The organism is Crystallibacter degradans (assembly GCF_012952295.1).
GTDB classification, from domain to species: Bacteria; Actinomycetota; Actinomycetes; order Actinomycetales; family Micrococcaceae; genus Crystallibacter; species Crystallibacter degradans.
In genome coordinates, this window is sequence record NZ_JABBCH010000002.1 from 62,141 (window position 1) to 74,617 (window position 12,477).

Consider the following 12,477-nt stretch of genomic DNA (forward strand, 5'->3'; position numbering starts at 1 on the left):
CAAAGGTGGCTCCCTCCGACGTCGGATAGGGCAAGTGGGTTTCTTGCTTACTTCGTCTCCAGATCCCGCGTGGCTGGGCCTTCCAGCACAGCGCCGTCGGCGCTGAAACGCGAGCCGTGCAGCGGACAGTCCCAGGTGCATTCGGCGTCGTTCCAGGACAGCACCCCGCCCAGATGTGTGCAGACCGCACTCACCCGCCGGGTATTGCCGTCCACGGTACTCACGCCCACCGGCCGGGCATTGTCCCGGACCACCGTGCCCTGGCCTTCCGGCGGTGCAGTTTCCGAGGTGCGGACCAGTCCGCCGAGCCAGCCGCTGACCAGTTCCACGCCCACGGCTGCATTGGTCTGTACCGTGGAGAAGGCATCCTGCGGGGCCACCCGCGTCTTGTACAGTGCCCTGGCCCAGGGCTTGGCCCCTTCGAGGATCAGCGAGGTCAGCGACAGCGCGGCCGCCACCGAATTGGTCATGCCCCATTTGTTGTAGCCTGTGGCCACGTAGATACGGTCCTCCGCAAAGGACAGCTTGCCCACATAGGGCACGGCCCCGTCCGGTTTGTAGTCCTGCGCGGACCAGCTGTGCGTCAGTTCGGCGCCGGGGAACGTGTTCTGCGCCCAGCGGACCAGATCCTCCAGCTGTCCTTTGGTGTGCTGCTGCCGGCCCACGCTGTGCCCGTTGCCGCCCACGATCAGGACCTGCCGGCCGGCGTTCTCGGCGGTGCGCAGGGATCTGGCGGGGGAATCGATCGAGAGGTACATGCCCTCGGGAATGGAGCCGGGCACATTGAAAGCGGTGGCGTACGACCGCTGGGGCTTGAGCAAGCCGAAATGGCCGCCGCGGTTCAGGATGGGCGTGCCGGTGGCCAGGACAACGTGGTCCGCGGTCACCTGGCCGGCCTCCGCGTGGACGGTGAGTTTGCGGCCCGCGCTGCCGCCGGCAGCTCGCTTGGATCCGGACGTAGCCCGGGTGCCGGTGACGTTGGTGACGCGTACCCGTTCAACCAGGACGCCGCCGCGTTCACGTAGTTCCGCGGCCAGCCCGGCGAGCACCTGAAGCGGGTGGATCTGGGCCTGGTCAGATAGCCGGATGGCACCGGCAATCGGAAAGGGTAGCTCCGCGGACGTGTCCACGTACTCCACCCCGAGGCCGGCTTCGGCGCTGGCCTCCAACTCCTTCTTGAGGTCTTCGATCCCTTTGCCCGTGTTGGCATAGGTATAAGCGTCACGGCGCTGGTAGTCGATTCCGTGTTCCTCGGCGAAGCGCAGAAGCCAGGACTGCCCTTCGCGCTGGGCGTCCACGTAGGCACGCGCAGTCTCGGCGCCGTGGTGGGAGCTGATGCTGGACATCTGCCGGCCCTGCAACAGGGAGACCTTCGCGGTGGTGTTACCCGTGGTGACGGCCCCGGTGCTGCGGGCCTCAAGTACGGCTACCCGGTGCCCGGCCCGCGCCAGCAGGACCGCGGTGGTCAAGCCGGTAATGCCGGCACCGACAATCACGCTGTCATATTCGGTGCCGGGCTCGTAGGAATCCGAGGCGATGTCCGGCGCCGTGTCTAGCCAAAGGGATTTCATGGTGATCCTTTCCGCTGCTAACTCCACCCCACCTTGTTGCGTGGCTTCCGTCAAGAGATCAGTAAGCTTACTTTCAATACAGACCGCAAAAGAGGTTTCGGGAGGCCGGGCTACGTTATGAATACCGCTGTGCTGATCATCGACATGCAGAACGCCTATTTCGAGGATCCCGCTCTGGGAGAACGGCAGGGACAGTTGGTCGATGCCTGCAACCACCTCATCGGACAGGCGCAAAAGGCCTCGGTTCCCGTGTTGATGGTGTGCACCGAACACGAGCGGGATAAATCCACCTGGACCGTGAGCATGCTCGAGGATGACCAGGGCTTCATCTTTTCCGGCAGTGAGCAGGCCGCGTTCCTCCCGGGGCTGCGGTATGAGAATCTGCCGCGGATGGTCAAGACGCGGGACAGTGCTTTCCAGGGCACCGACTTGCTGCTGCGGCTACGCAATTTCGGAGCGACGCAGTTGGTGCTGGCCGGGGTTTCCATCCACAACTGTGTGGCTCAGACCGCGGCCGATGCCTTCGCCAATAACTTCAAGGTGGCCTATGCCGCGGATGCCATGGCCTCGAACAGGGACGACTACGGACATATGGTGCGCAAGGTGCTCAGCGAGGAATACCGCCAGCCCATCCTTGATGCGGCAGGAGTGGATCGGCTGCTGGCCGGCGGAGATGTGTAGGTCCGCTCCCGGCTATGGCCTGCGGAGTGAATGCTCAGTAGCCTGATAGTCGACGCCAACAACTGCAGGAGGTAACGGACATGGACCAGGAAATCCACCGCCGGATCGAAGAACTCATCGAGCAGGAGCAGCAGCTCCGCGAGGGCGGAACGGTGGACAACGAGCAGGCGGAGGCACGGGCAGGGGAGCTCGCGCGGCTGGAAGAGCAGCTGGACCAGTGCTGGGATCTGCTGCGCCAGCGCCGGGCCAAGCGCCGTGCCGGGGAAGACCCCGATGAGGCCCACACCCGCCCGGTTGAGGAAGTGGAGGGTTACCGCCAGTAGCACTGGCCAGGGCACTCGCGGGGCGGCATGGTGGAGGTATGAATAAATTAGCACTCACTCATATCGGCGGTCCCACGGCGTTTTTCAAGCTCGGCGGATGGACCTTCCTGACCGACCCGACCTTCGACCCGCCCCAGGAGTACCCCACTCCGGCCGGAACCCTCGTGAAGACCTCCGGCCCCGCCGTCGAACTCGCTGACCTGCCCGGCGTGGATGTCGTCCTGCTGTCCCATGACGAGCATGCCGACAACCTGGACAACTCCGGGCGCAAGCTGGTCGAATCGGGCGGATGCACCGTTTTTGGTACGCCTGAGGCCGCCGGGCGCATCCCGGCCGTCACCGGTATGTCGGCCTGGGAGGAAACCACGCTGCAAGCCGCCGGAAAGCAGGACCTCACCATCACGGCCGTTCCCGCCCTGCACGGTCCCGAAGGCTGCGAGCCAGTCACTGGTACAGTGACCGGGTTCGTGCTGTCCGGGGCCGATCTGCCCACGGTTTATGTCAGCGGCGACAACGCCTCGGTGGCTGTGGTGGGGACCATCGCGGAGCGGTTCGCCCCCGTGGACGTGGCAGTGCTCTTCACCGGCGCGGCGCGGATCGGGATTTTCGACAACGCTCCGCTGACCCTCACGGCCGGGGCCGCGGCCGAGGCGGCGGCGAAGCTTCAGACACCGGCGGTCGTGCCGGTCCATGCCGAGGGATGGACGCATTTCAGCGAGGGCCACAAGGAGCTCCGCACGGAGTTCGCAGGCAAGGGACTCGGCGACTCCCTGCGCATCCCCACCCCGGGACAGGAACTCGTCCTGTAGCGCAAATGATGCAAGTACGACGCCGGCACCTGGATTCCGCTGCAACGGAACCCGGGTGCCGGCGTCGTTAGCTTTTTGTTAAGCGCCCTTTTTCGCCTTGGTTTTCGAGGCGGACGTCTTGGCGGCGGACTTCGCGGCCGGTTTTTCCTTGGTGTCCTCCGATCTAGCCGAAGACTTGGAGGCGGACTTGGAGGCGGCCTTGGGCTTGGATTCCGCCGGCTGCTTGCCTTCGCGGTTCTTCTCGACGCTGCGGCGCAGGGCCTCCATCAGGTCCAGGACCTTGCCGCCTTCCTCCTCGCCCTCTTCGCCGAAGGTCGCCTCGGTATCCAGGGTTTCGCCCTGCTCGAGCTTGGCCTCGATAAGGGTGCGCAACTGCTCCTGGTATTCGTCCGTGAAGTCCTCGGGCTTGAAGTCGCTGGAAAAGGACTCCACCAGGGCCGCGGACATTTCGCGTTCCTTCGCGGAAACCCGCACGTCCTCCTCGAGCGAGGGGAAGGCAGCCTCGCGGACCTCGTCCTCCCAGAGCAGCGTCTGCAGCATCAGCACATCGCCGCGGACGCGCAGCGCTGCCAGCCGGGTCTTCTGCCGCAGCGCGAACTTCACCACCGCCGTCCGGTCCGTGTCCTCCAGCGTGCGGCGCAGCAGCACATAGGCCTTGGTCGATTTTGAATCCGGCTCCAGATAGTAGCTGCGGTCGAACATGATCGGATCGATCTGGTCGCTGGGGACAAACTCCACGACGTCGATCTCGCGGTTCTTTTCCACCGGCAGCGAGTCCAGGTCCTCGTCCGTGAGCACCACGGTCTGCTCGCCGTCGTCGTACGCCTTGTCGATGTCCTTGTACTCGACGATTTCCCCGCACACCTCGCAGCGGCGCTGGTACCGGATCCGCCCGCCGTCCTTCTCATGGACCTGGTGCAGCTTGATGTCATGGTCTTCCGTGGCGCTGTAAAGCTTGACCGGGACGTTGACCAGGCCGAAAGCGACAGCCCCTTTCCAGATGGCTCTCATGGATCAATACAACACCAAGCATGCTGGCAATTACTAGCCATCGGCCACAATATTGGCCAGACTAACCCTATGGCCCAGACAAGCTCCAGCCAGCGCCAGCTGGTCACGGTGGACGGACACCGGCTGAAGCTGACGAGCCTGGACAAGGTGATTTACCCCGAAACCGGCACCACCAAGGCCGAAGTGCTGGACTATTACTCGCGGATCGCGGACTACCTGATTCCGCATGCCGCGCACCGGCCGGTCACCCGCAAACGCTGGGTCAACGGCGTGGGCACGGCGGACAAGCCGGGGGAGGTGTTCTTCCAGAAGAACCTGGAGGAACACGCCCCGTCCTGGGTCAGGAGCCACGCGATCGAGCACAAGAGCGGGACCAACGTGTACCCGATGGTCAACGATCTGGCCACGCTGACCTGGCTGGCGCAGATCTCGGCGCTGGAGATCCACGTTCCGCAGTGGAAGTTCGGGCCGCGGGGGAAGATCAACAATCCGGACCGGCTGGTGCTGGACCTGGACCCGGGGGAGGGCGCCGGGCTGGCCGAATGCGCCGAGGTGGCACGGCTGGTCCGCGCCGTGCTGGCCGGAATGGGGCTGGATCCGCGGCCGGTCACCAGCGGCTCCAAGGGCATCCATCTGTATGCCGCGCTGGACGGGAAGCAGACCTCGGAGGAGGTGTCCGCCGTCGCGCATGAACTGGCGCGCGTGCTGGAGGCGGACCACAAGGACCTGGTGGTCAGCGACATGAAAAAGACGCTGCGCAGGGGCAAGGTCCTGCTGGACTGGAGCCAGAACCACTGGAACAAGACCACCATCACCCCCTATTCGCTGCGCGGGCGCGCCCACCCGATGGTCGCCGCGCCGCGGACGTGGGAGGAACTCGATGACCCGGACCTGGCGCACCTGGACTATCTGCAGGTGCTGGAGCGGGTCGACGAACTCGGGGACCTGCTCGAAGGCATGGGTTCCGGGACGGCGGACGAGGAATCGCTGGCCGGGGCGGTGGAGGAAGCCGGGGAGGACCCTTCAAACAACGACGGCGCGGCGCGCCGTTCCGGGGCCGCTTACGGTTCCGACCGGCTCACCAAATACCGGTCCATGCGTGATCCGGCCAAAACGGCCGAGCCCGTCCCCGAGGCTCCGCCGGTGGACCGCGGCGGCAACACGTTTGTGATCCAGGAGCACCACGCCCGGCGGCTGCACTACGACTTCCGGCTGGAGCGTGAAGGCGTCCTGGTGTCGTGGGCCGTGCCGAAGGGCCCGCCCACCAGCGCGGGCAAGAACCACCTGGCCGTGCAGACCGAGGACCACCCGCTGGAATACGGCAGCTTCGAGGGCACCATCGCCAAGGGCGAGTACGGGGCGGGCGAGGTCTACATCTGGGATTCGGGCACCTACGACCTGGAGAAGTGGCGGGACGGCAAGGAGGTCATCGTCATTCTGCACGGCAAGGAGGGCGGCGGGCTCAGCAAGGACGGCGGTCCCGAGGCGCCGCGACGCTACGCCCTGATCCACACCGGCGGGGAAAAGGGCGAGAACAACTGGCTGATGCACCTGATGAAGGACCAGAAGCCCGGGACGTACCGGAAAGGCACGCCGCACGGGCGCCAAGCCGATGACCTGGCCAAGGAGGTGGAGCCCACGTTCATCAAGCCCATGCTGGCAACGCAGGGCTCCGCGGCCGATATCACCGCTGAACACCAGTGGGCGTTCGAGATGAAGTGGGACGGCATCCGTGCCATCGCCATCATCGAGGACCGCGGCGTGCGGCTGATCAGCCGCAACGGCAATGACCTGACCGCCGGCTATCCCGAACTGGCGGACCTGCCGGACCGGGTGCACGCGGAGACAGCCGTGCTGGACGGGGAAATCGTGGCCCTTAACAAGGCCGGCCGCCCGGACTTCGGTCTCCTGCAGACCCGGATGAAGCTGACCAAGAAGCGCGAGATCGATCAGGCCGCGGCGCGGACCCCGGTCCACCTGATGCTCTTCGACCTGCTGCAGCTGGACGGCAAATCGCTGCTCCCGCTGGAATACTGCCAGCGCCGCGAGATACTGGCACAGGCCGTGGATGCCGGCGGCGACGGCCACATCCAGGTGCCGCCGGACATGGACACCTCGCTGCAGGACGCCGTGGACACCAGCAAGGAACTGGGCCTTGAAGGTGTGATGGCCAAGCGGGTAGACAGTACGTACGCGGACGGACAGCGCTCAAGGAGTTGGATCAAGATCAAGAACCAGTTGACGCAGGAAGTGGTCATCGTGGGCTGGCGGCCCGGCAAGGGCAGCCGGGAACGCAAGATTGGCTCGCTGCTGGTGGCCATTCCGGACGGCGCGGACCTGCGTTACCTGGGCCGCGTCGGCTCCGGCCTGACCGAGCGGGACCTGGCGGCCGTAGGCGCGCGCCTGAAGAAGATGGCCCGCAAGACACCGCCGCTGGACGACGTTCCCGCCGCCGATGCCTCGGACGCGCACTGGGTCAGGCCCGCCCTGGTGGGCGAGGTGCAGTTCAGCGAACGGACCGAAGCCGGCAAACTCCGCCACCCCGTCTGGCGCGGCTTCCGGCCGGACAAGAAACCATCCGACGTCGTGGTCGAGGTCTGAGCCGACGTTCCGGCACCACCGCCGCGACAACACCGCACCACCGCCCCCAAGGAGGCTCCATGACTGAGAACAATGCAGTGCTGACCACCAATCCGGGCGCGGACCAGCGGAGCCTGGACGGCGTGGACCTGTGGTGGCGCGCGGCCAACTATCTTTCCGCCGGGCAGATCTACTTGCGCGACAATCCGCTGCTGCGCCGGCCGCTGGAACCCGAGGACGTGAAGGCGCGGCTGCTCGGACACTGGGGCACAACGCCGGGGCTCAACTTCATCTACGCTCATCTGAACCGGGTGATCGCCGAACAGGGCCAGGACGTCCTTTTCGTCACCGGCCCCGGCCACGGCGGCCCGGCCAATGTAGCCAACGCCTGGCTGGAGGGCACCTACTCGGAGATCTACACCCATGTAGGGAAGGACGAAGACGGACTGCGGGAGCTGTTCAAGCAGTTTTCCTACCCCGGCGGCATCCCCAGCCACGCGGCGCCGGAAACTCCCGGCTCCATTAATGAGGGCGGGGAGCTGGGCTACTCCCTGGCCCACGCCTTCGGCGCCGTGTTCGATAATCCGCAGCTGATCGCGGCCTGCGTCATCGGCGACGGCGAAGCGGAAACCGGGACGCTGGCCACCAGTTGGCACTCAAGTTCCTTCCTGGACCCGGTGCAGGACGGCGCGGTGCTGCCCATCCTGCACCTGAACGGCTACAAGATCGCCAATCCCACGGTGCTGGCCCGGGTACCCCAGGAGCAGCTGGCCGCACTGATGACCGGCTACGGGTACGAGCCGATCTTCGTCACCGTGCAGGATCCACGGGACACCGTGCGCGCCCATGAGGAATTCGCGCACGCCCTCGAGCAGGCCCTGGACGGAATCCGGCAGATCCAGGACCAGCACCGCGGCAAGGGCGGAACAGCTAACGACGGCGGTGCTACCGCCCACGGTGGTGCGGCCACGCCGTCGAACCAGTCCCGGTCGGATCAGGCAGCGCCGTCGGAATACGCCCCGCGCTGGCCGATGATCGTGCTGCGTTCGCCCAAGGGTTGGACCGGACCGGAAGAGGTGGACGGCAAACCGGTGGAGGGGACTTGGCGGGCACACCAGGTGCCGCTGTCCGAGGTGCGGACCAACCCCGACCACCTGGCCCAGCTGCAGAGCTGGCTGCAGTCCTACCGGCCGGACGAGCTTTTCGACGGCGAGGGCCGGTTGCGTGCGGAAATCGCCGGGCTCGCGCCGAAGGGCGACAAGCGGATGAGCGCTACAGCCTATGCCAACGGAGGCCGGCTCCTGCAGGACCTGAAGCTGCCCGCCTATGGTGGGCACGCCGTCGTCGTTAATCAGCCGGGAACCGAGCGCGTGAGCCCAATGAAGAATCTGGGTTCGTGGCTGCGCGAGGTGGTGCGGCTGAACCCGGAAAACTTCCGGATCTTCGGCCCGGACGAGACCGCGTCGAACCGGCTGCAGGACGTCTACGAGGTCACGGACAAGGTGTGGCAACAGCGGCTCGACGAGGTGGACGAGCATCTGGGCCGGGCGGGCCGGGTGATGGAAGTGCTCAGCGAAAACCTCTGCCAGGGCTGGCTCGAGGGCTACCTGCTGACCGGGCGGCACGGCGTGTTCAACTGCTACGAAGCTTTTGTGCACATTGTCGATTCCATGTTCAACCAGCATGCCAAATGGCTGCAGGTGCACCGTGAACTGCCCTGGCGGCAGCCGGTCGCGTCGCTGAACTACCTGCTGTCCTCGCACGTCTGGCAACAGGACCACAACGGCTTTTCGCACCAGGACCCTGGCTTCATCGACCATGTGATGAACAAAAAGCCCGAGGTGGTCCGGGTCTACCTGCCGCCGGATGCCAACACGCTGCTCTGCGTCACCGAGCACTGCCTGCGCTCCCGCGACTACGTCAACGTTATTGTCTGCGGGAAGCAGCCGTCGCTGACCTGGCTGGGCCCGGAGGAGGCCCGGAACCACTGCGAACGCGGGATCGGGGTGTGGGATTTTGCGGGCAGCGAGCGTCCCGGCGAGGAACCGGATGTGGTCCTCGGCTGCGCCGGCGACGTGCCCACCGTGGAAGCGGTGGCTGCGGCGGCGCTGCTCCGTGAACAGATACCGGAGCTGAAGGTGCGGCTGGTCAATGTGGTGGACCTGATGCGCCTCCAGGATGCCAAGGAACATCCGCACGGCCTGGAGCACCGGGATTTCGACCGGCTGTTCACTACCGACAAGCCCATCATCTTCGCGTACCACGGCTACCCCTGGCTGCTTCACCGGCTGACCTACCGGCGCACCAACCATGACAATCTGCACGTCCGCGGCTACGTCGAGGAAGGAACCACCACCACGCCGTTCGACATGGCCATGATGAACCGCATTGACCGCTACCAACTGGCTATCGACGTCATCGACCGGGTGCCTTCCCTGGGTGCATCCCGCACCGGACTGCGCCAGCAACTGCAGGATCTGCGCATGCAGGCACTGCGCCACACCCGCGAATTCGGCGAGGACCCGGACACCATCACCGAATGGATCCTGCCCGCCCAATAAATGTTAAAGGTTTCCGTAGCCTTACCCCTGTCAAATGAACCATGAATGGCTACGCTGTTAGCCAGGGGATTAAATTCTGTTGGGGGAGAAGGCAGACGGACCATGGGGAGTCTATTTAAGCCGACCATCCGCGATGTCGCGGAAAAGGCCGGCGTATCACTGGCGACAGTGTCATATGTGCTGTCCGGCCGCAGCGGCGGGTCAACACGGATCAGCGAACCCACCAAAGAGCGTGTCCTCGAGGCGGCCAAGGAACTGGGCTATGTGGCCAACAGCGCGGCACGCGGTATGCGCCGCGGACGCACGGACACCATTGCCGTGGTCATCGAGAACATGGAGTCGCCGTGGGACCGCGCGCTGGCGGAGACCGCCAACCGGATCCTGCCGGCCCACGGCTACCGGGTGGTGATCCTGCTGGGGCAGGAGGCCTGGCGGAACTTCATGCTCTCCGGCGGAGCCGACGGCGTCATCCTCGGTTTCAGCAACGAAACGGAAGATGAAACCCGGACCATCCTGGACCTCGCCAAACGCGGGGTGGCCCAGGTTGTGGTGTCCCAGTTCCTCGAGCCGCAGGGCTTCGATGTGCTCTCGGTGGACGCCGCCGGTGGGATCGCCGAGGCGGCCGAGTACCTGGGCGGCCGGCATAAACGGATCGGCGTGATCCACCGGGGAACTTCGGCCCCGGGTCCGCGCGGCACCAGGCTGGAACTGTTCCGTACCGCCCTGGAGCAGATCGGCGTGCAGCTCGACGACTCGCTGGTCCGTGCCTCGGGCGGGTCCTGGCGCACGGCCTTCCAAGGCGCGCTGGAACTGCTCTCGCTGCCGGATCCGCCCACCGCATTCTTCACCACGGCTGATCTTGAGGCACTGTGCGTCTCCGGCGCGGCCACCTGGAAGGGGCTGGAAATCCCGGACCAGCTGGAGGTCATCGGCGTGGAGAATTCGCAGCTGGGGAAGAACTCGGATCCCGCCCTGAGCACGGTGGGCCCGGATCCCTCCGAGCACCTGGCGGTGGATCTGCTGCTGGCCCGGCTGAAGGGCGAAGCCGGCGAACAAGGACGCAAGGTTCCGGTGCCGTGGAAGATGCGCTTCCGCGGGACCACGCAGCGCCAGGACGCCGAGTCGGGCAACGGGGACAACGGAGTTGTGAGCACCACGGCCGCCACCTAGAGTCCTGCCTATGGACTGCACCAGCTACAGCTACGGACCGGATCCCAGCCAGTACGGCCAGCTGTACCTGCCCGCGCAACGCACACATGACGCCGTCGTGGTTATTATCCACGGGGGCTATTGGCGCTCCCGCTACGCTCTGGACCTGGGCGAGCCCGCGGCCCGCGACCTGGCCTCGCGCGGCTACGTGTGCTGGAACCTGGAATACCGCCGCGCCGGCAACGGCGGCGGCTGGCCCGAAACGTTCGACGACGTGGCGGCCGGCATAGATCTGCTCGCCGAGCTGGGCGGCAGGCTGGCGTTCCCGGTGGAGAACGTGGTGGCGCTGGGACACTCGGCCGGCGGACACCTGGCTGCGTGGGCCGGCGGCCGTGCGTCGCTGCCCGCCGGGGTGCCTGGATCGGATCCGGCGGTTGGAATCTCCGCGGTGCTGAGCCAGGCCGGTGTGCTGGACCTGCGGCGGGCCTGGGAACTGGGTCTGAGCGATCAGGCGGTGGAAAACTTCTTGGGCTGCGGCCCGGACGATGAGCCGCAGCGGTTCCGCTGGGCCGACCCTCTCCAGCAGGTCCCGCTGGCCGTCCCGGTCTATGCGTTCCACTCGGAGGCCGACGACGCGGTGCCGGTGGAGCTGTCCGAAAACTATGTGGCCGCGGCCCAAGCAGCAGGCAGCCGCGCGGAACTGGTCAGGGTGCCCGGGGACCATTTCGACATCATCGACCCGGCTTCGGCGGCCTTCGAGAAGATCCGCACCGTGCTTCAGACATTGGCATAATGCCCTACCTCTACCCCTACCCCTGCCGCGGACTGGCGCGCTCTGCTACGTTGACACTGTGCTGACAGTTATCGGTGAGGCCCTGGTCGACGTCGTCTCGAGCGATACCTCTGCCGAGCGTGTCCACGTAGGCGGCAGCCCGCTGAACGTCGCGGTTGGGCTGGCTCGGCTGGGCCAACCGGTACAGTTCGTCGGGCGGTACGGCCGTGATGACCATGGCGCCCGGATCCTCCACCACCTGCGCGCCAACTCGGTGCTCACGCCGCTGGCTGCCGACGGCGAGCCGACCAGCGTTGCCAGGGCAGCCCTGGACCGGACCGGCGCCGCGCACTACACGTTCGACCTGCTGTGGGAACTGCCGCCGCTGGAGACGGCCCTGCCGAGGCTGCTCGAGGAGACGCTCTGGCTGCACACCGGTTCGATTGCCGCCATGCTCGAGCCCGGGGCGCATACGGTGCTGGCCACGGTCCAGCGGGCGCATCCGCGGGCCCTGATCAGCTATGACCCGAACTGCCGGCCCACCCTGATCACGGACCGGGACTTCGCCCGCCGGCAGGCCGAGAAGTTCGTGGCGCTAGCCGATCTGGTCAAGGCCTCCGAGGAAGACCTCCGGTGGCTCTACCCGGACAGCCCGGTGGAGGAATCGGCGCGTGAGTGGCTGTCCCGCGGACCGGGCATTGTCGTGGTGACCAAGGGAGCCCGGGGGCCGTGGGCCGTGGTGCGCGACGGCGCGGCCGAAGCCCCGGTACCTGAGGTCGACGTGGTGGATTCGGTCGGCGCGGGGGACTCCTTTATGGCCGCGCTTCTGGTGGCACTCATGGAGCGCGGGCTGGCAGGTTCCCGGAGCCGCGAGCATTTACAGAACCTGTCCGCCGATGCCCTGCGGGAAATCCTCGACTTCGCGGCCAGCGCCGCCGCCGTCACCGTTTCCCGCGCCGGTGCCAATCCTCCCACCCGGAACGAACTAGCCCGCTGAAACACCGGGTGACGCATAGACTG

At 66.2% G+C, this 12,477-nt stretch carries 10 protein-coding genes; 8 read left to right on the top strand and 2 right to left on the bottom strand.

Annotation, left to right across the window (positions count from 1 at the left end):
* Positions 1-47 precede the first annotated feature (47 nt).
* Entirely contained in the window at positions 48-1,571 is a 1,524-nt protein-coding gene (locus HGO92_RS04015; protein WP_169992179.1) for an FAD-dependent oxidoreductase, read from the bottom strand.
* Positions 1,572-1,688: 117 nt separating this feature from the next.
* Here HGO92_RS04015 and HGO92_RS04020 point away from each other — a divergent pair, with 117 nt between their 5' ends.
* The 3 genes from HGO92_RS04020 (at position 1,689) to HGO92_RS04030 (ending at position 3,384) form a co-directional block, all read left to right on the top strand.
* Positions 1,689-2,252 (top strand): cysteine hydrolase family protein, encoded by a 564-nt coding sequence (locus HGO92_RS04020; RefSeq protein WP_169992181.1) that lies wholly within the window; start codon positions 1,689-1,691, stop codon positions 2,250-2,252.
* 80 nt (positions 2,253-2,332) lie between these two features.
* Complete coding sequence (locus HGO92_RS04025) at positions 2,333-2,575, top strand: DUF2630 family protein (protein WP_169992183.1); 243 nt, start codon at positions 2,333-2,335, stop codon at positions 2,573-2,575.
* Between the two features lie 38 nt (positions 2,576-2,613).
* Complete coding sequence (locus HGO92_RS04030; RefSeq protein ID WP_169992185.1) at positions 2,614-3,384, top strand: MBL fold metallo-hydrolase; 771 nt, start codon at positions 2,614-2,616, stop codon at positions 3,382-3,384.
* A 78-nt stretch (positions 3,385-3,462) separates the two neighbouring features.
* Here the strand turns inward: HGO92_RS04030 and ku are convergent, their stop codons facing one another.
* On the bottom strand, positions 3,463-4,395 hold the full coding sequence (gene ku, locus HGO92_RS04035; protein WP_169992187.1) for a non-homologous end joining protein Ku: 933 nt from the start codon (positions 4,393-4,395) through the stop codon (positions 3,463-3,465).
* Positions 4,396-4,464: 69 nt separating this feature from the next.
* On the opposite strand from ku, the gene HGO92_RS04040 reads away from it, so the two are divergent.
* The 5 genes from HGO92_RS04040 (at position 4,465) to HGO92_RS04060 (ending at position 12,454) form a co-directional block, all read left to right on the top strand.
* Positions 4,465-6,996: an ATP-dependent DNA ligase gene (locus tag HGO92_RS04040; RefSeq protein ID WP_169992189.1), complete on the top strand. Its 2,532-nt coding sequence runs from the start codon at positions 4,465-4,467 to the stop codon at positions 6,994-6,996.
* A gap of 59 nt (positions 6,997-7,055) precedes the next feature.
* Positions 7,056-9,536, top strand: coding sequence for a phosphoketolase family protein (locus tag HGO92_RS04045; protein ID WP_169992191.1), 2,481 nt, complete (start codon positions 7,056-7,058; stop codon positions 9,534-9,536).
* Between the two features lie 102 nt (positions 9,537-9,638).
* Positions 9,639-10,706 (top strand): LacI family DNA-binding transcriptional regulator, encoded by a 1,068-nt coding sequence (locus HGO92_RS04050; protein WP_169992193.1) that lies wholly within the window; start codon positions 9,639-9,641, stop codon positions 10,704-10,706.
* 10 nt (positions 10,707-10,716) lie between these two features.
* Positions 10,717-11,478: an alpha/beta hydrolase family protein gene (locus HGO92_RS04055; RefSeq protein WP_169992195.1), complete on the top strand. Its 762-nt coding sequence runs from the start codon at positions 10,717-10,719 to the stop codon at positions 11,476-11,478.
* A gap of 58 nt (positions 11,479-11,536) precedes the next feature.
* On the top strand, positions 11,537-12,454 hold the full coding sequence (locus HGO92_RS04060; RefSeq protein WP_169992197.1) for a PfkB family carbohydrate kinase: 918 nt from the start codon (positions 11,537-11,539) through the stop codon (positions 12,452-12,454).
* The last annotated feature ends 23 nt before the right edge of the window (positions 12,455-12,477 follow it).